Annotated in this window: 16 protein-coding genes; 7 read left to right on the top strand and 9 right to left on the bottom strand. The window is 66.5% G+C overall.

The genetic code is table 11. The features are described 5' to 3' along the window. Positions 1 to 73 precede the first annotated feature (73 nt). Positions 74 to 1930, bottom strand: coding sequence for a hypothetical protein (locus ACGFZ3_RS15165; RefSeq protein ID WP_392922841.1), 1857 nt, complete (start codon positions 1928 to 1930; stop codon positions 74 to 76). 647 nt (positions 1931 to 2577) lie between these two features. On the opposite strand from ACGFZ3_RS15165, the gene ACGFZ3_RS15160 reads away from it, so the two are divergent. Then, positions 2578 to 2937, top strand: coding sequence for a helix-turn-helix domain-containing protein (locus ACGFZ3_RS15160; protein ID WP_392922838.1), 360 nt, complete (start codon positions 2578 to 2580; stop codon positions 2935 to 2937). Between the two features lie 37 nt (positions 2938 to 2974). On the opposite strand, the gene ung is transcribed toward ACGFZ3_RS15160, so the two are convergent. From ung to rhlB, 5 genes are all read right to left on the bottom strand, one after another. Next, positions 2975 to 3700: a uracil-DNA glycosylase gene (gene ung, locus ACGFZ3_RS15155; protein ID WP_392922835.1), complete on the bottom strand. Its 726-nt coding sequence runs from the start codon at positions 3698 to 3700 to the stop codon at positions 2975 to 2977. Continuing rightward, on the bottom strand, positions 3697 to 4539 hold the full coding sequence (locus ACGFZ3_RS15150) for a response regulator (protein ID WP_392922832.1): 843 nt from the start codon (positions 4537 to 4539) through the stop codon (positions 3697 to 3699). Before ACGFZ3_RS15150 ends, ung begins: the two co-directional genes overlap by 4 nt. A 12-nt stretch (positions 4540 to 4551) precedes the next feature. Beyond that, complete coding sequence (ftsX, locus tag ACGFZ3_RS15145; protein ID WP_392922829.1) at positions 4552 to 5502, bottom strand: permease-like cell division protein FtsX; 951 nt, start codon at positions 5500 to 5502, stop codon at positions 4552 to 4554. Next, the gene (ftsE, locus tag ACGFZ3_RS15140) at positions 5499 to 6185 is read right to left on the bottom strand and encodes a cell division ATP-binding protein FtsE (RefSeq protein WP_068854240.1); all 687 of its coding nucleotides are present in this window, start codon (positions 6183 to 6185) and stop codon (positions 5499 to 5501) included. Before ftsE ends, ftsX begins: the two co-directional genes overlap by 4 nt. Positions 6186 to 6269: 84 nt before the next feature. Further along, positions 6270 to 7982, bottom strand: a complete 1713-nt coding sequence (gene rhlB / locus ACGFZ3_RS15135) for an ATP-dependent RNA helicase RhlB (RefSeq protein WP_392922825.1) — start codon at positions 7980 to 7982, stop codon at positions 6270 to 6272. Positions 7983 to 8522: 540 nt separating this feature from the next. On the opposite strand from rhlB, the gene trxA reads away from it, so the two are divergent. Both trxA and rho read left to right on the top strand, forming a co-directional pair. Next, on the top strand, positions 8523 to 8852 hold the full coding sequence (trxA, locus tag ACGFZ3_RS15130; protein ID WP_392922822.1) for a thioredoxin: 330 nt from the start codon (positions 8523 to 8525) through the stop codon (positions 8850 to 8852). A gap of 226 nt (positions 8853 to 9078) precedes the next feature. Beyond that, positions 9079 to 10881 (top strand): transcription termination factor Rho, encoded by a 1803-nt coding sequence (rho, locus tag ACGFZ3_RS15125; RefSeq protein WP_392922819.1) that lies wholly within the window; start codon positions 9079 to 9081, stop codon positions 10879 to 10881. A gap of 426 nt (positions 10882 to 11307) precedes the next feature. Here the strand turns inward: rho and ACGFZ3_RS15120 are convergent, their stop codons facing one another. Beyond that, complete coding sequence (locus ACGFZ3_RS15120) at positions 11308 to 13797, bottom strand: glycoside hydrolase family 3 N-terminal domain-containing protein (protein WP_392922816.1); 2490 nt, start codon at positions 13795 to 13797, stop codon at positions 11308 to 11310. A 369-nt stretch (positions 13798 to 14166) separates the two neighbouring features. On the opposite strand from ACGFZ3_RS15120, the gene ACGFZ3_RS15115 reads away from it, so the two are divergent. Then, positions 14167 to 15174 (top strand): LacI family DNA-binding transcriptional regulator, encoded by a 1008-nt coding sequence (locus ACGFZ3_RS15115; protein WP_392922813.1) that lies wholly within the window; start codon positions 14167 to 14169, stop codon positions 15172 to 15174. A 4-nt stretch (positions 15175 to 15178) separates the two neighbouring features. Here the strand turns inward: ACGFZ3_RS15115 and ACGFZ3_RS15110 are convergent, their stop codons facing one another. Continuing rightward, positions 15179 to 16450, bottom strand: a complete 1272-nt coding sequence (locus ACGFZ3_RS15110; protein WP_392922810.1) for a sugar MFS transporter — start codon at positions 16448 to 16450, stop codon at positions 15179 to 15181. A gap of 414 nt (positions 16451 to 16864) precedes the next feature. Here ACGFZ3_RS15110 and ACGFZ3_RS15105 point away from each other — a divergent pair, with 414 nt between their 5' ends. From ACGFZ3_RS15105 to ACGFZ3_RS15095, 3 genes are all read left to right on the top strand, one after another. Beyond that, on the top strand, positions 16865 to 19873 hold the full coding sequence (locus ACGFZ3_RS15105) for a TonB-dependent receptor (RefSeq protein WP_392922807.1): 3009 nt from the start codon (positions 16865 to 16867) through the stop codon (positions 19871 to 19873). Between the two features lie 61 nt (positions 19874 to 19934). Next, a complete protein-coding gene (locus ACGFZ3_RS15100; RefSeq protein ID WP_392922803.1) occupies positions 19935 to 20951 on the top strand; it encodes a cupin-like domain-containing protein in 1017 nt (338 codons plus the stop codon). Positions 20952 to 21176: 225 nt separating this feature from the next. Beyond that, on the top strand, positions 21177 to 22763 hold the full coding sequence (locus tag ACGFZ3_RS15095) for a diguanylate cyclase (RefSeq protein WP_392922800.1): 1587 nt from the start codon (positions 21177 to 21179) through the stop codon (positions 22761 to 22763). Between the two features lie 47 nt (positions 22764 to 22810). On the opposite strand, the gene ACGFZ3_RS15090 is transcribed toward ACGFZ3_RS15095, so the two are convergent. Further along, positions 22811 to 23389: a hypothetical protein gene (locus ACGFZ3_RS15090; RefSeq protein ID WP_392922797.1), complete on the bottom strand. Its 579-nt coding sequence runs from the start codon at positions 23387 to 23389 to the stop codon at positions 22811 to 22813. Positions 23390 to 23579: the final 190 nt, after the last annotated feature.

Here is a 23579-nt window from a genome sequence, read left to right as displayed (position 1 = left end):
CTGCCCGCGCGCTACGTGTTGCGTCGTTGCTTTCGAAGCGCCACCACCACGGTGGCACTCCGGGTGGGTACGACTAGTACGCGGCGGGATCCGCGCTGAAGCTGACCGGCACGGTGATCGTGGCCTGCCCGCCGTTGATCAGATCGACCCCGAGGCTGACGCTGTTGCCGCCGGCCGCACCGCCACTGGCGGCACTGCAGACGCTGCCCGCCGAGGCAGCGCAGCTCCACGGCGCACTCAGCGTGGCGCCCGCCGGCAACGTATCGGTCACCTGCGCGGCAGTGACCGGATCCGGCCCGGCATTGCTGACGGTGATGACGTAGCTGGCCGTGCCGCCCGGGGTATAGGTGCCGCTGCCATCGGACTTGGTGATCGACAGATCTGCCTGGCGCGTTCGATTGGTGATGCGGCAGACCACGTTGAGGGGCTGGGCGGACAACGCAGGCGATGTGAAGGTGAAGTTCTGCCCGGTGCCGCTGGTCAGCGTGGTGCCGGCCTGATCCTTGCACTCCCAGGTGCTGGCATAGCGCGCCAGCACGGTGGCCGTACCCGCGGTTTCAGCCAGGGTGTAGACCGTACCCGGGGTAGTCACGACCGCCGTGGTGGCGCCGTTGTTGCCGACATTGGCTACGCTGGCCAGTATCGTGGCGCCCTGCGCGACACTGAGGTTGAACAGCCCGGTGTCGGTCGTAGGCGCCAGCGTTTTGACCAGCTGCACGGTAGCCGCGCAACTCTGCGAAATGCTCTCTACCGTGAACACCGCCTGGCCGATGCGGATGCCGAGCAGGCCCAGCAGGTTGTCGACCACCCCGCCCAGCACTGCGGCCAGCACGGGCGCGACAACCGCGTTCACCACCCCTCTCAGTGGCTGCTGCAGGGCGGTCACCAGCGCATTGACGATGCTGTTCACCGGCACGGGCAGCGTGATCAGGTTGTTGACCAGCCGGACCACGGGCGTACCGCTGGTGATCTGCAGCTCCAGTGAATTGACCAGCGAAGTGACCAGCGACGTGGCCGTGACCGTGCCGCTGGTCAGCGTACGCGTCTGCGGATAGGGGCCATTGAACACCACCGACTGTGTTGAGGGGGTCCCGGTGGCAACCGCACGCACCGACACTGTCAGCGGTACATCGACGTCGGCGACCTTCAGGCCGCTGAGCAGGTTGACGCCCACCGTGACTGCCAGCGAGGTGGCATTGATCGGGGTGACGCTGGCCGGGGTGAGCACGGCGGTACGGTTGAAGAACACCGCATCGCTGATCGTGCCGATGTACAGGTTGACCAGGCCCGGTCGCGCCTGCAGGGTCACCGCGTTGCTGGCCAGGTTGACCGCATTGATGGTCCCCTCGGCACGGGCGATGTCGGCATACACCGAAAGGTGCAGCAGCGAGGCGGTGATGCTGGTGCCAGCCAGCGACACCAGGCCGCCTACGTTGAGCCCGTTGAGCGCCGACACCAGCGGCGCGACGTCCAGCCCCTGGACGACGTCGAAATCGAACTTGAGGCGGATTACCGCGCTGTGGAAGCCGGTGCCGACCGGCCCGCAGTTGTACACCGGCGGCTCCACTACCTGCGCCCAGACGCGCACGTTGGCCAGGCCACCCAGGCCGAGCGGGGCCAGCTGCGCGGTGGTGAGGGTAACCGGTGTGGGGGTGGTCAGAACATTGCGGAAGTTGTACAGCTGCACCCCGCCGGTGATCAGATCCAGCACGTCCAGATTGACGTTGGCCAGCGAACCGGGCGGCAGGCTCACCTGGATCAGGTCGGCCAGGCGGATGTTGCCGGTGAGGCCGCTCAGCGACGGCGTGAGCAGGTTGAGCGCGTTGGCCGCCAGCGTGTTGCCGTCGGCCTGCAGCACCGACACCAGCGCCGCCTGCAGCTGACCCAGGGTGATGTTGGCGTTGAGCACCTGGCTGGGATCGCTGACCACGACGCCGCCGTTGAGGCGTGTCAGTAACGCATTCAGATTCACATCCGCGCCGGCGATGTTGTTCCAGTCCAGGGCAGTGATGTTGATGTTCGTTCCGGGCAGAAGCGTCGTGAACAGCAGATTCAGGACCGGGCTCTGCGTGCTGTCGATCTGCGCAAGCCGGGGCCCCGCAGATACGCAGGCGCCATTCGCCGTACACGCATCCTGTGCATTTGCGACACTAAATAGGCTACTTAATGCGAGGCCGATCACAATTAATGCGGGGATACTGACAATCCTGAACCGCGCTAACGCCCCATTCACGCCTTTGACATTATCCATCGGCCATCCCCCGGTTTCGTGGCCGCAGCGCTCCATCACGTGTAGGAAAATACCTACCATGCGGGACCTTACGGCCTGTTCCGATGTTCAGATTTGTCCGGCGCAGCAACTGGCCGACATGGAGGATTAACTACGTGGACGGATGACAATCGTCAAATCGGCCAGTAGATTTACTGAGGGAAGTTTGACTATCGCTGCGGGGTTTACGGATGGGTAACCCTTCAGCGGCAATGACGGATAGCGATTCTGTACATTATGTTGAAAGAATTGCTGTCTCGTTAGTATCGATAACCCGCCACCACTCAAGGAATGGGAAGGGGATTGCCATGCTCACGATGTCGGACCGGATCCGTGGTGCGCGGACCAGTGCAGGGCTGTCGCAGTCGCAACTCGCGAATGAAACCGGCGTGAAAAGAAGTGCCGTAGCGCAGTGGGAACGGCGGGGTGGCACGCATCCAAGCGTGGAGCACCTGGCGCGGATTGCGGTGGTGACGCAGGTGCGGTTCGAGTGGCTGGCCACCGGCCGCGGCTGCGGCAAAGCCGATGGCGGCGAGTTGAGCGCAGCGGCGCCCACCGCCGACTACGCGCGCAACGAACTGGAGGGCAACCTGCTGTCGTTGTTCCGGCGCCTGCCGGCGCGCAAGCGGCAGGTGGCGCAGTCCATCATCGAGATGCTGGGGGTGTAGGCAACGACGGTAGGTGACGACGGGTAGGTGACGACTGTTAGTCGTCACGCATCACCTGGAGCGCGGAGCGCGCAGGCAACGACCAGTCGATGCGACCCAGGCCGCGCCGCTCCAGATACTGGTTGGCCGACGAGAAGTGTCGGCACCCCAGGAAACCGCGATGCGCCGAAAGCGGCGACGGATGCGGTGCCTTGAACACGCGATGGCGGCTGGTATCGATCACCTTGCCTTTCTGCTGGGCATAGCTGCCCCACAGCAGGAATACCAGGCCTTCGCGCTCGCGGTTGAGCGTTTCCACCACGTGGTCGGTGAATCCTTCCCAGCCACGCTTCTGGTGCGAACCGGGCTGCCCCTCTTCCACGGTCAGCACCGCGTTGAGCAGCAGCACGCCGCGGTGCGCCCACGGCAGCAGGCAGCCATGGTCGGGGCGTGGCAGGCCGAGGTCGGCCTCCAGTTCCTTGTACATGTTCAACAGCGATGGCGGCACTGGCACGCCAGGCATCACCGAAAAACTCAGGCCATGGGCCTGGCCCGCGCCGTGGTACGGATCCTGGCCGAGGATGACCACCTTGACCTGATCGAACGGGGTCGCATCGAACGCGGCAAAGATCTGCGGACCCGGCGGAAACACGTGCGCGCCCGCCGCCTTGCGCTGGCGCAGGAAGGCCGCCAGCTCGCGCATCTCCGGGCGCAGCAGGTAATCGCCAATACGCGCCTTCCAGCTCGGTTCAAGCTGGATGGTCGAGGGTGGTACGTCGTTCATCGCACCAGCGGTTTGTCGTTGAGCCGTGACAGGCGCAGCTGGAACAACACCTTGGTGACCAGCAGCCGCTCTTCGATCGGCTTCTGCACCAGGTCGTTGGCACCCGCCTGCAGCAGGCCGGACTGGTTGAGCGGGTTGCCGTCACCGGTCATCACCAGCACGGGCAGCCGCCGCTTGCCGTAGCCGAAGTCCACGCGCACGCGCTCGACCACATCCAGACCGCTCAGCTCGCCCTTCAGGGTGACGTCGGTAAGCACAAGGTCGATGCGGTGGCTGCTGCGCCCCAGCGATTCGGCCGTCAGCAGCGCGAACGCCTCTTCTGCGGTCATCACATGCAGCACGTTCAAGCTTTGCCGCTCAAGCATGCGTTTGGTCGCTTCGGCGACCACCCGGCTGTCTTCCACATAGAGGATTGTGGCGCCGGGAATGGTTTCCGGCTGCACATAGCCCCGGATGAAGGTGGCCAGGGCTTCATGGCCCAGCGCCTTGTCGAAATAGTCAGTGACGTAATCGGTGAAACGCCGCTGCTCAAGGTGCTGCTGGGCATCGCCGGACACCACGATCACCGGCACGTAGGCCTGCCCGGCGGTGTCGCGCACCAGTCGTGCCAGGTCCAGGCCGTCGCCATCGCTGAGCGTCAGCGAGGTAGTGACCAGGTTGACCGGGCCGGCTTCCAGCGCCATGCGGGCGTCTTCGATACAGGCACAGCCCACCACCTCGACTGCCGGCAACTCGCGCTGCAGCACGTCGGCGATGAGCTTTCGGACCAGCTTGGAGCCATCGACCACCATGACGCGCGGCGCGTCGTCGACCAGGTGCTTCAGTACTTGCGGACGCATGCGGGGCAGGCCTCAGGTTTCGGTCGGACGGGTCTGGCGCAGGAAATGTCCGGTCACCAGCCACGCGCCCAGCCAGCCCAGCACAACAGTGCCGACCAGCACGAGCGAAGAATGCAACAGGTCCAGCCCATGCAGCACGAACGGGCTGGCATAGCTTTGCGACAGCGCGGCCAGCGGTGGGCGCAGGGCAAGCCCGGCCCCACCCACCAGCGCCAGGGCCAGCGCGCCGGCGCCCAGCCCGTACCACGCACCCAGGTACAGGAACGGGCGGCGGATGAAACCGTCGCTGGCGCCCAGCAGCTGCAGCACGCCGATTTCATCGCGGCGCGCCTGGATGTCCAGCCGCACCGTGTTGCCGACCACCAGCGCCGCGCCCAAGCCCAGCAGTACCGACAGCACCTGTACCAGGCGCGTGCCGAAGCCGAGCCAGGCATCCAGGCGCTTGCGCCACAACGCATCGTGCTGGACCAGGTCGGCCTGCGGCAGGCCCTCCAGCGACTGCGCCAGGCGGGCGTCGTCGGTGCCGTTGGTCGGGGTGATGATCAGCAGCGACGGCAACGGGTTGTCGTGCAGCGCATCGATCGCTTCACCCAGCCCGGCGCTGTCGCGCAGTTCGGCCAGGCCCTCATCGGGCGAGCGCAGGGTCACCCCGGCCACATCCGCGCGACCGCGCAGCGTATCGGCGACCTGTCTGGCGGCGGCGGCGTCGACATCGGTCTTCAGGAACAGGTTGATGTCGCGCGACTGCTGCACGCTGCCGGCGAAATGTTTGAGGTTGTCCAGCGCGATCGAAAGGCCCAGTGGCAGGGCCAGGGCGAGCGCCATCACCATCACGGTGAGCAGGGTGGCCCACGGCTTGCGCCAGGCGCGGCCCAGGCTGAACACCACGCTGTGGCCGTGGTGGTGCAGCCACACGCCCAGGCGCGACGGTGCAGCGGCTTCCTTGTTGGTGGCGGTACTCATTCGGCCAGGTCCTGCGGCGAGATGTCGTCGATCAGCTTGCCGTGGTCGAGAATCAGCACGCGCTTGCGCATGGCGCGCAGCAGCGCCAGGTCATGGCTGACCACCAGCACGCTGGTGCCCCGCTCGGGCAGTTCGGCGAACAGTGCCATGATTTCAGCGGCCAGGGTCGGATCGAGGTTGCCGGTGGGTTCGTCGGCCACCAGCAGCTTGGGCTCGCCGACGATCGCGCGCGCGATGCCCACGCGCTGCTGCTCGCCGGCCGACAGCTGCGACGGCAGCGCCTTTTCGCGATGGCCCAGACCCATGCGTTCGAGCACAGAACGCACGCGCTTGCCGATGTCACCCCGCCGGGTCCCACGCAGGATCAGCGGCAGGGCCACGTTTTCGGCAATGCTGCGGTCCATCAGCAGGCGATGGTCCTGATAGACCGCACCGACCGCGCGGCGATGATGCGGGATATCGCCACCGCGCACCTTGAGCAGGTTGCGCTCGTCGAACACCACCGCGCCACGGCTGGGCCGTTCGTCGAGGTGGATCAACTTCAGCAGGGTGCTCTTGCCCGCGCCGGAATGCCCGGTGACGAACAGCATTTCGCCGGGTGCGACATCGAAGCTGACGTCCACCAGAGCCTGGTGGCCGCCCGCATAGTGTTTGCTGACATTGTCAAAACGCAGGACGCTCATTCCTCCGATTATGCAGGAGGAGGATGGCGGCGTGGGAATGGCGTGTCGCCCGGCCACCGGCCGGGCGCTACCGTTGATCGGAGATCAACCGCCCGACAGCATCCGGCGGATCTTGCGGCCGATGCGGGTCAGGAAGCCTGCGCCCGGGTCGGCGGCCGGCGCGGCGGTGCGCATCGGCTTGGCAGCGACCTGCACCGGCGTGACCGGCTGCGCGGCACCTTCAGCACCCTCCACCGGACGACCGTGGCGACGGCGACGGCGCTTGCGCGGTGCGCGCTCACCCTCGGCCGCACCTTCCGGCGCACGTTCGGCGCGCGGCGGACGCGCTGACTGCGGGGCCAGTGCAGCCTCCACCGGCGCGGTGCCTTCCACGGCCACCGCGGGCTGTTCGCCTTCCACGCGCGGCTTGCGCGGACCACGCGGACGGCGTTCGCCGCTACGCTCACCACTGCGCTCGCCACGACCACCGCCGGAGCGGCCGCCGCTGGACGAACGACCGCCGCCGCGACGCTCTTCTTCCGCAGCGCGTGCTTCGCGCGCTTCGCGGAAGATCTGGCCAACGCTTTCGTTCTCGTCGCCTTCCTCGCCCGCCGGCGCAGGCGCGCGTTCGGGTCGCGGCAGCGCAGTCAGGATTTCGCTGGTGACCGCTTCCACCGGGATCTTCTGCTCGATGTAGGCCTCGATATCCGGCAGGCCCATTGCATAGCGTTCGCAGGCGAAGCTGATCGCATCGCCTTCCTCGCCCAGACGGGCGGTGCGGCCGATGCGGTGCACGTAATCTTCGGCGTCAAACGGCAGGTCGTAGTTGTAGACGTACTTGATGCCATCGATGTGCAGTCCGCGCGCGGCCACGTCCGTGGCCACCAGGATTTCCAGCTGACCCTTCTGGAAGCGGTTGAGCAGGCTCTCGCGCTTCTTCTGCGGCACATCGCCGGACAGCACGCCGACCCGGTAGCCGGCCTTCTCCAGCGAGCGCGCCACGCGCTCCACGAACACCTTGGTGTTGACGAACACCATGGTGCGCGCACCTTCGCTGCGCGAGAGCAGGCCCAGCAGCAGCGGGATCTTCTCTTCGTCGGCCGGGAAGTAGATACGCTGGCGCACGCGCGCGGCGGTGATCGACTCGCTTTCCACCACCAGCTTCTGCGGTTCGTTCATGTGCTCGTAGGCCAGCTCCAGCACGCGGTGGCTGAGCGTGGCGCTGAACAGCAGGGTCTGCCGCGTGGTGCGCTCGGGCATGCGGCGCAGCAGGAAGCGGATGTCCTTGATGAAGCCCAGGTCGAACATGCGGTCGGCTTCATCGAGCACGCAGATTTCGCAGGCGTGCAACGACACCACCTTGTGCTGCTTGACGTAATCGATCAGGCGACCGGGGGTGGCGATGATCACGTCCACGCCCTGCTGCAGGATTTCGCGCTGCTTGTCGTAATCAACGCCGCCGTACACCAGCGCGAAGCGCAGGCCCAGGTCTGACCCGAACTTGACCGCATCCTTGTGGATCTGGATGGCCAGCTCGCGGGTGGGCGCCAGGATCAGCGCGCGCGGGTCTTCCGGCTTGCGGTCGGCCAGCGCCGGACGGGTCAGCAGGCGGTTCACCACCGCGACCAGGAATGCCAGCGTCTTACCGGTACCGGTCTGGGCCTGGCCGGCAACGTCGCCGCCGGGAAGTGCCACCGGCAGGGTCAGCGCCTGGATCGGGGTGCAGCGGGTGAAACCAGCGCCTTCAAGGCCAGCCTGCAGGGCCGGATGCAGCTCGAAGGAAGAGAAGGTCAAATCGGTCAGCGGTTTGTCGCTCATGAGTCCGTCTTGGTAAGGCCAGCCGGCAGAGATGCGGGAGGCTTGCAATCTTGGGGGGCACCGTCGCCATTGGGCCCTGCGCCTGGGAAGGCGGAGGCCGGACCGAACCGGTCCCGGGGCGCCGCACAGTGGGCCAGTTTAGCGCAAAGCGGCCGGCAAACCGGGGGAGGCCGTCGCACACCCCCGTGCGACGGCCCGCCCGACCGGAGCGCCACGCCCTGCGTGGCTGGCTTTCACGGCCCCCACCCCCAGTTGAACGCTCGAATCCAAGGGGCTGGAACCGCCAAAGCCCCACCCGCATATCGTTCCGGCCCACCCCGGCAAAGCGCGATGACGGTCACAGGACGATTCTTTCCAACCGGTGCCTGTCGCCCCGCGACGATAGGGGTACACTGCCGGCCGTGAGCGTCCAGGCATCCATCGGACGCACCGCTGGCCGCACATGCGGCCACGAGGCAGCAGACGCGGACCAGGCCCCCAGCCCTGTCCAGGTTCAACCCCTCCGGCCCTGCCGGGTGCACTCCAAAACGAGAGACCAAGATGAGCGACAAGGTTGTACATGTCGGCGATGCCGACTTCGATAGCACCGTACTGAATTCCAAGGAACCGGTCCTGGTCGATTTCTGGGCCGAATGGTGTGGTCCCTGCAAGATGATCGCCCCGGCGCTGGACGAACTGGCCGACGCCTACAACGGCCGCGCCAGGATCGTGAAGGTCAACGTGGACAACAACCGTGCGCTTGCGGCCAAGTACCACGTGCGCTCGATCCCGTACCTGGTGGTGTTCAAGGGCGGTGAGAAGGTCGGCGAGCAGATCGGTGCCGTCGGCAAGGCCCAGCTGGCTGGCCTGCTGGACAAGGCGTTGGCCTGAGCCACCCGGCAGCCGGCCACCCTCCGGCTGCCGCGCGGGCCCACGCCCGCATGAATGACCCTGCCCCACCCGGCTTGCGCATCGCCGCGAGCCGGTGTTAGTGTCGGCACATCCGGCCGCATTCGCGCGCCGCATCTTCTGGACGACGTCTCTTTCCAGAATCCCTTCCCAACAACGTTCGCCGCCCCTGCCGGGCGCTCGCACCTTCCAGCGAGGAATTCAGCACTTGTCCGATATCACTACGTCCGAACCCGGGAGCGCCGACGCGCCCGCCGAGAAGCGCGTGCGCAAGCCGCGCGTCGCCAAGGCCGCTGCCAGCAGCGCCGACACCGGGTCTTCTCCCGAACAGAACGCCCTGCCCCTGGCTGCCGCGCCCGCCGCGCCGGCGCCGGCGCCGGCTGCACCCGCAGCACCGCAGCAGGCACCGCAGGCACCGGCTGCATCCGGCGGCGACGCCCCTTCCACGCAGGGCGGTGGCCAGGACGCCGGTGACGGCGGCCAACGCAACAACAACAACAACAACCCGCAGGGCGGCCAGAACCCGTACCAGCAGGGCCAGGGCCAGGGTCAGAACCAAGGCCAGAACCAGGGCCAGGGCCAGGGGAACCGCCGCGATCGTTTCCGCAATCGCCGTGACCGCGACCGCAATCGCGGTGGTGGTGGTGGCGGCGGTGGTGGCTACCGCGATGACGGCATGCCGCAGGACAATGGCGAGCAGCAGCCCTTCGTGCGCAGCCAGCAGGCCAACGTGCCCGAGGGCTTCCCGGTCTACTCGCTGAGCGACCTCAAGCGCATGCCGGCCCAGAAGCTGCTGGAAATCGCCGAGCAGCTGCAGATCTCCGAAGGGGTGGCCCGCGCCCGCAAGCAGGACGTGATCTTCGCCCTGCTCAAGGTGCTCACCCGCCATGGCGACGGCGTTGCCGCCGACGGCGTGCTGGAAATCCTGCCGGACGGCTTCGGTTTCCTGCGCGCGGCTGAAGCCAGCTACCTGGCTGGCCCGGACGATACCTATATTTCGCCGAGCCAGATCCGCCGCTTCAACCTGCGCACCGGCGATCACCTGTCCGGCCGCATCCGCTTCCCGAAGGACGGCGAGCGCTATTTCGCGCTGTCGATCGTCGACACCATCAATGGTGAGCCGCTGGAAGCGTCCAAGAACAAGGTGCTGTTCGAGAACCTTACCCCGCTGTTCCCGCGCAAGCGCTTTACCCTGGAACGTGGCAACGGTTCGTCCGAAGACATCACCGGCCGCATCATGGATCTGATGGCACCGCAGGGTAAGGGCCAGCGTGCGCTGATCGTCTCCCCGCCGAAGGCTGGCAAGACCATGCTGATGCAGCAGGTGGCGACGGCGATCACCACCAATCATCCGGACGTGCACATGATCGTGCTGCTCATCGACGAGCGCCCGGAAGAAGTGACCGAAATGCAGCGCACCGTTCGCGGCGAAGTCATCAGCTCCACCTTCGACGAACCGGCCGCACGCCACGTGCAGGTTGCCGAAATGGTGATCGAGCGCGCCAAGCGCCTGGTGGAACACAAGAAGGACGTGGTGATCCTGCTCGACTCGATCACCCGCCTGGCACGTGCCTACAACAATGTGGTGCCCAGCTCCGGCAAGGTGCTTACCGGTGGTGTGGACGCCAACGCCCTGCACCGCCCGAAGCGCTTCTTCGGTGCCGCGCGCAACGTTGAAGAAGGCGGCAGCCTGACCATCATCGCCACCGCGCTGGTCGACACCGGCAGCAAGATGGACGAAGTGATCTACGAAGAGTTCAAGGGCACCGGCAACAGCGAAGTGCACCTGAACCGTCGCATCGCCGAAAAGCGTGTGTACCCGGCCATCGACATCAACCGTTCGGGCACCCGCCGCGAAGACCTGTTGATCGAGCCGGAGCTGCTGCAGAAGATCTGGATCCTGCGCAAGCTGCTGCACCCGATGGACGAAATCGCCGCGATGGAGTTCCTGCTGGACAAGATGAAGAACACCAAGTCCAACGACGAGTTCTTCGGTTCGATGAAGCGCTGACCCGCGCCGAGATCGAAACAGAAAAAGGCCCCGCACTGCGGGGCCTTTTTCATGCAGACCGGTAGGTACCGGCCGTTGCTCGGTACACCTCAAGGCTGCATCCTATCCATCAACGGCCCGAACTGCGGCGCAACCGACCCCGCTACCGGCTCCGCCACAGCCTCCACCGCGTCCACGGCAGTGTCCTCCGCAGCGTCCGGAGCCGCTGGTTCCGGACCTCCCCAATCCAACCCGATCCCGGCTCTGATCACCGTGGACACCGCCACCAGGATCAACAGCGATGCCCCACCCAGGACGTGAACAAGTGTCATAGCCGGCTCCCCGCGTGCGTATGACCCGCACACTACGCAGCACGCGGCAGCCTTCCTTTGAATCTGTTCCTAAAACGCCAAGCGGGTGGCGCCGGCGGCTCGCCGGCGCCGCACATCACCTGCACGCCACCACACCCTCGGCCTTGTCGGCCTTCGTCGCCACCCGTATCTGGGTGAACGCCGCCGCGAACGGCTTGTCCGCGCTGACCACGAACGGGGCGTCCACCGCGCCCAGGTCGACGCCCTTGCTGGCGAAGCAGGCCAACGGAATGGTCACGGTTCGCTTCTGCCCCGCGGTGAGTGTTGCCAGCGCCGGGGCGATATCCACGCCGCCCTCGCAGCCGGTGCCGCACTGCATGGTCACCGTGACCGGCGAAACGGGCTGATGCTGCACCATCACGTCGAACTGCAACGCGCCGTCGCTGCGCGCCAGAGCGCCCAGGTTGCGCCGCGAGGTGCTGCGCGCGATCAGCTGCGCCGGGGCCAGCCAGGTGACTTCGCGGGCGTCCTGCTGGGTGTTGATCTGCACCGTGCGCACGTCGGCGACCGGCGTGGCGGTGGGCCAGCGCAGGCGCGCGTTGAGATCATTGCCGAGCGGCTGGGTGGCGCCGCCGGCCGCGATGTGCAGGGAGAACGGCGCGGTATCCACGCGGTTGAAGATCGGCAGCGTGGTCACTTCGCCGCAATGGTCCGGGTTGGCTTCGGGCAGGCGCGCGACCTGCGCCGGCTTTGCGTAGCTCAGGCCATAGCCGAATTTGAACAGGTCCGGGCGCTTCGGGTCCGGGCGGTCGATCGGTGCCGGGCACGGCACGCCGGGCCATGGGAAGCTGAGCCGGCCGTGGAAGTCATGCGCGGGCCTGCCGTCCTTGCCAGCCACCAGCACGTCGGTGATGCCCTTGCCTTCGGTTCCGGGCAGCCACGCGGCAACGAACGCCTGCGACAGGTTGAGCAGGTCGTTGGTGTACATCGGGCGACCGGAGAAGTACACGGTGACCAGTGGCTTGCCGGTGGCGGCGGCGGCCTTGAGCACGGCCAGGTCCTGCGGCTGCGCACGGCTGTGGCTGAGCGTGTCCGAAGCGAGGATGTCGCCGTTGGTTTCGGCGTATGGCGTTTCACCGATCACCGCGACCACCACGTCGAATGCCGAGGCATCGATGCCCTTGGCATCGGCGCTGTAGGTCACCTGCTGCGTGCCCAGTTCGGCACGCAGCGCACCCAGCACCGAATCGGCATTGGGGAAATCGGCATTGGTGTTCTCGGTGCCCTGCCAGGTCAGCGACCAGCCACCGGCCTGGTCGGACAGGCTGTCGGCACTCTTGCCCACTACCAGCACGCGCGCATCGCGCTTGAGCGGGAGCACCGTGTTCTGGTTCTTCAGCAGCACCAGCGATTCGCGCACGGCTTCGCGCGCCAGTTCGCGGTGCTGCACGGCATTGGCGTCACCCGCGAAGCGGCTGTCGGACGGCTTGTGCTCGAACAGGCCCGCACGCAGCTTTACCCGCAGGATGCGGGTGACCGCATCGTCGATGCGTGTCATCGGAATCTCGCCGCTTTCCACCTGGGCGATGGTGTTGGCGATGAACGCCTTCCAGTCGTCGGGCACCATCACCATGTCTATGCCGGCGTTGATCGCCTGGGCGCAGCTGTCGTTGCGGCAGCCGGGCACCTGGGCGATGCCGTTCCAGTCGGAGACGACGAAGCCGTCAAAGCCCATCTTTTCCTTCAGCGCGCCGGTGAGCAGCGCCTGGCTGCCGTGCATCTTGCCGTAGTCCACGCCGCCGGCGCGGTCGTTCCAGCTGTTGAACGAGGCCATCACTGTCTGCACGCCTGCGCCCAGCGCACCGAAGTAGCCCTGGCCGTGCACGTTGATCATGGTGGCCTTGTCCACCGTGGCCTCGCCCTGATCGCGCCCGTTGTCGGTGGCCCCATCGCCGATATAGTGTTTGGCCGTGGCCACCACGTTGCCGTCGCTGGTGAAGCGGCCCTGCGCGCCCTTGACGTAGGCGGTGGCGTACTCGCGAACGATCGACGGGTCCGAGGAAAAGCTTTCGTAGGTACGGCCCCAGCGCGGGTCATGCGCGACTGCCAGCGTCGGCGCGAACACCCAGCCAATGCCGGTGGCACGGGTGGCGCTGCCGGTGGCGGCACCGATGCGCTCGATCAGCGCGGTATCGCGGGTGGCGCCCAGGCCGATGTTGTGCGGAAACAGCGTGGCGCCAAACACATTGCTGTGGCCGTGCACGGCATCGGTACCCCAGATCACCGGCACCGGGGTGCGCGCGTCAGTGGCCAGCGAAGCGGCGTGATAGGCGTCGGCCAGCTTCACCCAATCGGCCACACTGGCGTGCTTGTCCATGCCCGGCCACGAGCCGCCGCCATTGAGCACCGAGCCGATGTAGTAGGTACGCACCTGCTCCGGGGTGATCTGCTTGATCTCCGGCTGGGTCATCTGCCCGACCTTCTGGGCCAGGGTCATCTGCGCAAGGATGCTGCGCACGCGGCTTTCGATGGCCGGGTCGGAGCCGATCGCGCTGGTCACCTGCGGCCAGTCCTGCAGGTGCCCGGCAGCGGGCGCTGCGTGCGCCTGGGCGGCCAATGCCGTCAAGACACAGGCAGTAAGAAGAGTCTTCCGGGCGCTGCTCACGTGCATCTACCTCCAAGAGAATGTGCGGGTGATGGACCGGGCGCGCGCCGATTCGACGCCTCCGGTGACAGCGCTGTCATATAAGCCCGGCGGGGCGCTGTCAACCGTTCGGCAAACGGCTTGTCCTGGCCTCCCCGTCGTTGTTGGGCTGGCGCGGCCCGAGCGCGGCGCGGATCCGCAGTAGCTGTTGCAGCGCCGCATGGATGTCCAAGCCGTGCACGAATACCCCGCAACGTGGCACCATCCGCCTGCTTCGGTAATCCCGAAACGACACAGGCGCATTACCATCGGCAGCGGCCGGCCCGGCTCTCCAGGAGGATCCATCGCACCATGCGTAGTCGTATCGAGGATGTTGCCGCGGTCGCGGGCGTTTCGATCAAAACCGTGTCGCGCGTGCTCAACAACGAGCCGAACGTGCGGGTGGAAACGCGCGACCGCGTGCTCGCTGCGGTCTCGAGGCTGGGATACAAACCGAACCTGTCGGCGCGCAGCCTGGCCGGGCAGCGCTCGTATGCACTGGCGCTGGTCTACAACAATCCCTCGCGCAACTACCTGATGGAAATCCAGAACGGCATGCTTGAGGCCTGTCATGCCCATCACTACAACCTGATCCTGGGGCCGGTCGGGATCGGCCGGCGCACCCTGCCCGACCTCGCCGCACTGTTCGAAAATTCGAGGCCCGATGGCGTGGTGCTGATCCCGCCGCTCACCGATGATGCGGTGGTGCTGGCGTACCTGGAAGACAACGATATTCCGTTTTCCAGCATCGCACCGCGTCATCCCGAAGGGCGCATCGGCGTACGGATGGACGAAACCACCGCAGTGGTGGAACTGATCGGCCATCTGGTCGCACAGGGCCACCGTCGCATCGCCCACATCAAGGGCCCGCGCGCGCATGGCGCGTGCCAGTGGCGCCTGTCCGGCTACCGCCAGGCCCTTCGCGACGCGGGCATCGAGTACGACCCGGCGCTGGTGGCCAGTGGCCAGTTCTCGTTCGAATCGGGCATCGAGGCGGCCAACACGCTGCTGGACCTGCCCGATCCGCCTACCGCGATCTTCGCGGCCAACGACGACATGGCGGCCGCGGTGTTCCGGGTGGCTGGCCAGCGCGGCCTGCGCGTGCCGCGCGACCTTTCCGTGTGCGGCTTCGATGACACGCCCATTGCCGGGCACATCTACCCGGCCCTGACCACCGTGCGCCAGCCCACCGACACGATGGGCCGGCTGGCCACCGAGCAGCTGATCGAACGCATCCGCTCGCCAAAGGCCGGCCGCATGGTCACCGTGGACCATGCGGTGCTGGTGCGTGAATCCACCCAAGCACCGCGGCGACGGTAAGCGGTCAGGTGTAGCGGCGCGAGCCGCGCCATGCATAGAAGACGATGAACAGGTAGCACAGCATCGGCAGCAGGAACGATGCCTGCAGCCCGTAGTGGTCGGCCAACCAGCCCACGGCAAGCGGAACCACCGCGCCGCCCACGATCGCCATTACCAGCAGGCTCGACCCCTGCCCGGTGAGCGGGCCCAGGCCGCCGATGGCCAGCGCGAAGATGGTCGGGAACATGATCGAATTGAACAGACCCACGCTGACCACGCTCCACTTGGCCAGCTCGCCGGCACCGAGCATGGTCACCCCCAGCAGCCCCATCACCACCAGCGCAAAAAGCCCGAGCAGGCGACGCGGATCAAAGCGCGCCAGCAGGAAGGTGCCGACCAGCCGTCCCACCAGCGCGCCGCCCCAGTACAGCGACACATAGCGCGTGGCCTCCTGCTCGGTCAGTCCCTCACCGATGCCGGGCATGGACAGGAAGTTGACCAGCACGCTGCCGATCGACACTTCCGCGCCCACGTAGAAGAAGATCGCCAGCACGCCGAACGCCAGGTGCCTGTGGCGCAGCGCCGCGCCGAGCGTACCCTGCGCCTTGATGTCTTCAACCCCCGCAATGCTGGGCAGGCGGAACATCCAGATCGCCGCAGCCAGCACGAACAGCGCGATGGCCAGGCCGAAGTACGGGACCTGCACCGATTGTGCTTCAGCGGCGCGGTAGGCCAACGCCTCGGCCTGCGGAAGCAGCGCCAGCTGCTCGGCGCTGCGCGGTTCGGCCGCGAGGATGAGCAGGCCGCCGAACAGCGGCGCGATGGTGGTGCCCAGCGCGTTCATGGACTGGGCCAGCGTGAGTCGGCTGGAGCTGGTCTGCTCCGGCCCCAGCAGCGCCACATACGGGTTGGCAGCGACCTGCAGCACCGTAATGCCCGTGGCCAGCACGAACAGCGCGCCAAGGAACAGCCCGTACACATGCAGCGCGGCGGCCGGCCAGAACAACAGCGCGCCCACCCCGGCAATCGCCAGCCCGGCCACGATGCCGCGCTTGTAGCCTACGGCGGCTACCAGCCGCCCCGCCGGCAGCGACATCAGGAAGTACGCGCCGAAGAAGGTGAACTGGATGAGCATCGCCTGTACCCAGGTCAGCGCGAAGGCGGCCTTGAGGTGCGGAATCAGGATGTCATTGAGGCAGGTGATGAAACCCCACATGAAGAAGATCGCCGTCACCACGGCCAGCGCCGTGCGGGTGCTCTGTACGGGTTGCCCGCGAACCACGGTGGAAGTGTCCATTGCCTGTCCTTCTGATGGGGATTGCCAGCCAAGCGGCGGCCAGACATGGAACCCGCTAGTGACCCGGTTGTCCAGCGCTGTCAGACAATCGGTCAGACAACACGACAGCACCCGGCGTCGACACGAAACGGGGATTCGCGCAGTTTCGTTCTGCACTGCACAACGAACATGCCCCACTGAATCGGGCGCGTCACGTCCCTGCAAAACCGGGCTGAAACGCCCGCGTTGCAACGTTTGAGGGCTATGCAGCGAGCTGTCATTGGGCATGCAACGACACCGTGGGCGACAGAGGAGAGGATGCTCTTCATGGCACTTTGTTGACAACGCTGTCAGGCGTCGGCCCAATCCGCCCACATCGTTGTTGAATCGTGCCGTAGGACTGCCATTACCGATTTCCCTGGGGAGGGAGCTGCAATGAAGACGTACAAGGCCGTACCCCGCAAGGCAATGCTCACTTCCGCGCTGCTCGCCGTGTTGGCCGGGCCGGCGTGGGCCCAGGACACCACCCGGGATGGCGCCGCCTCGTCATCGAACGGGCTGGATCCAGCCACGCTCGATACGGTGCAGGTCACCGGCATACGTGGCAGCCTGACCTCATCCATGAACCTCAAGCGCGACAGCCAGGGCGTTGTGGACGGCATCGTGGCCGAGGACATCGGCAAGTTCCCCGATACCAACCTGGCCGAATCGCTGCAGCGCATCAGCGGTGTGTCGATCGACCGCACCTCCAGCGGCGAAGGCTCCAAGGTAACCGTGCGTGGCATCGGCCCCGACTTCAACCTGGTGCTGCTCAACGGCCGCCAGATGCCAGCGTCCAACCTGGGCAACGGTGGCGGCGGTCTGAACAGCTCACGCTCGTTCGATTTCGCCAACATCGCTTCGGAATCGATCTCGGCCGTGGAGGTGTTCAAGACCACCCGCGCAGACAATCCGACCGGTGGCATCGGCGCCACGATCAACGTCAAGACCCTGCGCCCGCTCGAATCGGCGCCGGTGGTCAGCGTGGGGCTGAAGGCGGTCAATGACACCTCCAACGACAACCTGCCGCGCACCCTGAAGGGATCGGACTTCACCGGCGAGCTGTCGGGCATCTTCAGCGACACGTATGCCGACGGTCGTTTCGGTGTGATGCTGAGCGGCAGCTACCAGGAGCGTGACTCGGGCTTCAACCAGGCCACCGTGGCAGAAGGCTGGGCCACCTTCAAAGGCGACAACACCACCGACTGGCGCGTGCTGCCGCAGCCGGGCCAGGGCTATGCCGACCGCATCCAGAACCGTCCCGGTCCGGATGATGTGTACGGCCGCCCGCAGAACACCGCCTACAACGTCAATGGCGTGCAGCGCCAGCGCACCAATGGCCAGGCCACCCTGCAGTGGAAGCCGGTCGACAACGTGACCACCACGCTGGACTACACCTACGTGGAGAACAAGGTGCAGCAGCAGCGCAGCGAGCTGTCGGTGTGGTTCAACTACGGCCCGGGCGACAGCATCTGGACCAACGGCCCGGTCGCCGCGCCGATCATCTACAGCGAAGACATGGTCAATTCGGACGTGTCGATGGGTGGCGCGCAGCTGGCCACCAAGAACGAGATGGACTCGCTGGGCTTCAACGTGGAATGGGACGTCAGCGATGCGTTGACCCTGTCCTTCGACGCCCACAACTCCACCGCCGAATCGCAGCCGGACAGCCCGTACGGCTCGGCCGGCGTGCTCGGCGTGGCCGCGTTCGTGCGCGGCAAGACCACCGTGGATTACAGCGGCGACCTGCCGATCATCAACATTGCGCTGCCGCCAGGCGGGGTGCAGGCGGCCGATGCCCTGGTCACCGGCTCGGTGTTCCAGAACAGCTACAACAAGTCCGAGGTGGAACAGTACCAGGGCCGCGGTACCTTCAAGTTCGCCGACTACTCCGCGTTGGACTTCGGCGTGGGCTACACCGACGTCAAGAACCGTTCGGCCTCGGCGATCATGCAGCGCAATACGTGGGGCGGCCTGGGCACCCCGGCTGACTACGATGACAGCATCTGGTACGCCGATGACATGGCCAGGTACTTCGATGCGTTCTCGGGGCACAACGATCCGCGCCTGACCGGCCAGTTCCTGGTGTTCGACTTCGACAGGCTGATCAACCGCGCCGCGCAGGTCGGCACCGCGTCCGACCCGGCCTGCCCGACCTGCTATTACGCGCCCACCGAATACTCCGAAGACATCCGCACCAACGAGAAGTCCAAGAGCGCGTTCCTGCAGTACCGCACCACCTTCGACTGGTCGATGCCGCTGAACGTGGCGGTCGGCGTGCGCTATGAGCAGACCGACGTGGATTCCACCGCCATGGTGCGCGTGCCCAACGGCATCAGCTGGAGTTCGGCCAACGAACTCAACATCGACTACGCCACCGAAAGCGGCTTCATCAGCGACAGCGGCAAGTACGATTACGTGCTGCCCAACCTGGACCTGAAGCTGGATATCAGCGATTCCCTGGCGCTGCGCGGCAGCTACAGCCGCAGCCTGGGCCGCCCCGGCTGGACCCAGATCCAGAGCGGGCAGACCCTGGCCGACATCGTGCGCACCCAGGGCGGCAGCGGGTCGCGTGGCAACCCGGCACTGGAGCCGCTGCTGTCGGACAACTTCGATCTGTCGCTGGAGTGGTACTACGGCGAATCCAGCTACGCCTCGGTGGGCTTCTTCCGCAAGAACATCAAGAACTTCATCAGCGACACCATCGTGCGCGAGAACACCGGCAACCTGCACACGCCCGTGGGCGGCGCGTACTGGAACGCGGCGCTGGCCGCCGGCTGCGGGGTGAGCGACATGCCCTGCATCCGCGACTACATCTTCACCAACTTCAACGGCCAGCCCGGCGTGACCGCGACTGGCACCAACTCGGCCGGCCAGCTCACCGGCACCATCGTCGGCCAGCCTGGCGACCCGATCGCCGGGTTCGACATCACCCTGCCGTCCAACCAGCGTTCGGATCATCTCGATGGCTGGGAAGTGGCGGTGCAGCACCTGTTCGGCCAATCCGGCTTCGGCCTGGCGGCGAACTACACCAAGGTGAAATCCGGGCTGACCTTCGACAACCTGAGCCTGGGCGACCAGTACCCGATGGTGGGGCTGAGCGATTCGGCCAACCTGGTGGCGTTCTACGACAAGCACAACTGGCAGATCCGTGCGGCCTACAACTGGCGCGAGAAGTTCCTCAACGGCATCGGCGGCCAAGGGCCCAACCCGAACTACACCGATGATTACGGCCAGCTCGACCTCAACATCAGCTACGCGGTCAGCGAACAGCTGTCGCTGAGCCTGGAGGCGATCAACCTCACGGACGAGACCATGCGCACCTACGCACGGCATACCAACATGCTGCGCTACGCCACCCAGACCGGCCCGCGCTACATGTTCGGGGTCCGCTACAAGTTCTGAGCAGCCGCGGTGTGGCGGGTCTACACTCGCCACACCGCCACCGCCCGCAAGCGACCCCGCCATGCCCGCACCCCCCGGCCCGATCGACGAAGTGCGCGACCTCGACCGCTACCGGCTGGCCGAGGTACTCCCTGGCTGGACCACGCCCAAGGTGATCCGCGGGCTGGTGGCGGACTGGCCGATGGTCAGCGCCGCACGCGACTCGGCCGAGGCCGCGGTTGCCCACCTCAAGCAGTACGACCACGGCACCCTGCCCGTTACCGCCACGACCGCGCCGCCCGAAGCGAACGGCCGCATCTTCTACAACGCGGACATGAGCGGCTTCAACTTCCGCCGCGAGCAGGTCGCGCTGAAAGTAGCACTCGATACGCTGCTCAAGTACCGCAGCGCGTCCGATCCGCCCACCATCTACGTGGCCTCGACCACGCTGGACAGCTTCCTGCCCGGCTTCCGCCAGGACAACCCGCTGGCGCTGGGCGTGGACGAACCGCTGGCCAGCATCTGGATCGGCAACCGTTCGCGCATCGCCGCCCACCACGACGTGCCGGACAACCTGGCCTGCGCGGTCGCCGGCCGCCGCCGCGTCACCCTGTTTCCACCGGATCAGATCGGCAACCTGTACATCGGTCCGCTGGACTTCACCCCGGCCGGCCAGGCGGTGAGTCTGGTCGACTTCGCCGAACCGGACCTGGACCGTTTCCCGCGCTTTGCCCGGGCCATGGCCAGCGCGCAGGTGGCGGAGCTGGGCCCCGGCGATGCGGTGTTCATTCCCTCCCTGTGGTGGCACCACATGGAAGGGCTGGATGATTTCAACGTGCTGGTGAATTACTGGTGGCGCCCGGTACCGGCCTGGATGGACCCGCCCATGAACGCGCTGATGCTGTCATTGCTGGCGCTGCGCGGGCTGCCGCCGGCCCAGCGCCGCAGCTGGCAGGCACTGTTCGACCACTACGTGTTCGGCGCCGGCGGCGATGCCACCGCGCATATCCCGGAGGCCGCGCGCGGGGTGCTTGGCCCGTTGGACGGGGCGATGGCGGCCAACGTGCGCAGCGTGCTGCGCAAGCGGCTGGAACGCTGAGCGGGCATCGGCCGCTGCGACGGCCCACAGTGTTTTACCCACATCGCCTGTGAATCCGTGATAATCCGCGCCGAGATCCATCGTCCGCCCGGGGGTAGGGTGGCCGCATCCAGCGCGCCGTGAGGTGCACCGGCCCGGCGCCATGCAGTCCGCCTCTGACCGCTTCTTCGTTGCAGCCTCATCGGTAGGACCGGTTGGCGCAGCACCTTGCCGGTTGTTTCGTCCATGCCCCTGCTGTCGTCCCGCCTCAACCTGGGCAAGCTGATCCTGGCGCTTGCCCTGCTCAGCGCGCTGGTCGCCCTGGCCAATACCCTGCATGCCAGCTACCGCGTGCAACGCGACCAACTGATCGGCACCACCCTCGAATCCAACCGGGTCTACGCCAGCAAGCTGGCCGAGAGCACCGAGAACTTCGTGCTGTCAGCCCAGCAGCAGCTGGCCTATGCCGCCACCGGCCTGGGCCAGCGGGCGCACACCCGCGCCGAGCTGGAAGCCGAAGCGGCCCGCCTGCAGCTGCAGACCAACAGCTTCAACTCGGTGCTGATCGTGGACCCGGCCGGTACGGTGCTGGCCACCTCGCCGTTGAGCCTTGCCCTGCAGGGGGTGGTGCTCAACAGCCAGGGCAACAGCGAGGCGCTCAAGCGTCGCGAGCCGTACATCAGCGATCCGTACCAGTCGGCTACCGGCCGCCTGCTGATCGCCATCTCGCACCCGATCTTCGACGCGCAGGGCCAGTACAAGGGCTATGTGAGCGGCACCATCTACCTGCGCCAGCGCAGCATCCTTCAGAGCCTGCTGGGCAAGCACTACTACCGCGACGGCTCGTATCTGTACGTGGTCGACCGCAATGGCCGCATCCTGTACCACATCGAACCCGGCCGAGTGGGCCAGTTCGCGCTGGAGAACCCCGCGGTAAAGGCGGTCAGCCAGGGCCACTCGGGCGCACAGGAAGTGCGCAACAGCCACGGTGTGCTGATGCTGGCCGGCTACGCGCCGGTGCCCAGCGTCGGCTGGGGCGTGGTGGCCCAGCGACCGACCGAGGCGACGCTGGCGCCGCTGGCGCGCTTGATGAAGGCGGTGATCTGGAATGCCATTCCGCTGGGCGTGTTGTCGCTGCTGGTCACCTGGTGGTTCGCCCGGCGCATTTCGCTGCCGCTGTGGCAGATGGCGCGCAACGTACAGAACCGCGATACCGGCATCGCCATCCGCCACGTGAACGGCATCAAGGCGTGGTACTACGAGGCCGCGCACCTCAAGCAGGCGCTGCTGTACAGCTTCAACCTGCTGCAGGACCGCATCGGCAAGCTCAACCGCGCCAGCATGACCGACCCGCTCACCAGCCTGCAGAACCGCCGTGGGCTGCAGGAAGGGCTGGAAGACTGGCAGGCACGCGGGCAGCCGTTCGGGATCATCGCGCTGGACATCGACCGCTTCAAGACCATCAACGACCGCTTCGGCCACGCGGTGGGCGATGCGGTGATCCTGCGCATCGCCCAGCTGATGCGCGACGATTCGCGCGATACCGACCTGCTGTGCCGCAATGGCGGCGAGGAGTTCCTGATCCTGCTGCCCGGCATCGACGTAACCGCCAGCGCGGGCATCGCCGAACGCCTGCGCCTGCAGGTGGAAGCAGAAGTGTTTGAACAGGTCGGCACGGTGACGGTATCGCTGGGCGTAGCCCACTACCCGTCCTACCACGAAGACCCGCAGCAGGCGCTGCGGCTGGCCGACAAGGCGCTGTACATGGCCAAGGAACAGGGCCGCAACCGCACCGTGGTGTATCCGGCGCCGGACGGCCCCGGCAACGCCTGAACCCGGCACCGGATCGACGCGTCGCGTCGACCCGGTCGTTCAACGGCTCAACCGCCCAGCGGCGTCAGCAGGCGCGGGCCCTCATCCAGGTCGGCCATATAGATGCCGCCTGCGGTCAGCAGATCCGGTGCGGCATCCGCGCCGGCTTCGGAGGTGCGCCAGGGTGCACGCTCGCGCGGACCGGGGATGTAGGCTTCCCACGTGCCATAGGGCGTGCGTTCGCCCATCATGTAGCGCACTGGAATACGCACGTTCCAAGACTCGGCATCCTTGAACTTGCCGGTGGTCGGCGGGCGGAAGGTCCAGCTGCGAGCGGTGGAAACCGATGCACGGGCGAATTCGTTGCGGACCTGCCGCATCTGGTTTTCCTTGCCCACCACGCGCAGGTTCACCTGTTCGGCGAATACATCGTCCACGGTACCGTCGCGGCCTACCTTCACCAGCAGCAGCACTTCGCCCTTGGCGCGCAAGGCGGCCAGGTTCTTGGGATAGGTCGGCACACGTACCTCGCTTGAGGTCACGCGGCTGGTGTCTTCCGGGTCGTATCGGGTGAAACTCGCTCCAGCCACGCGCACGGTGTCGCCCGCGCCGTCCGCGCTGGGCCGGGAGAGCAGGCGCAGGGTCACCGGGGTCTGCGTTTGCGACCGCCCTGCCGCTCTCCAGAGCCGGCTGGAACTGCCATGCCTGCACCTGGCGCTGCACGAACGCGGCCAGATCGGCAGGCAGCTTGTCGGCATGGTCCAGCTGGAAGCCGGTGACGTGCCCGTCGGTACCGATATCGATCTTGCCGGTCAGCGTCATGCTGGCTTCGGCGGT

This window comes from Stenotrophomonas sp. NPDC047960, assembly GCF_043204395.1.
Taxonomy (GTDB): domain Bacteria; phylum Pseudomonadota; class Gammaproteobacteria; order Xanthomonadales; family Xanthomonadaceae; genus Stenotrophomonas.
Note: the sequence above shows the minus strand (reverse complement) of the source record. Positions and strands in the feature narration are given on the sequence as shown.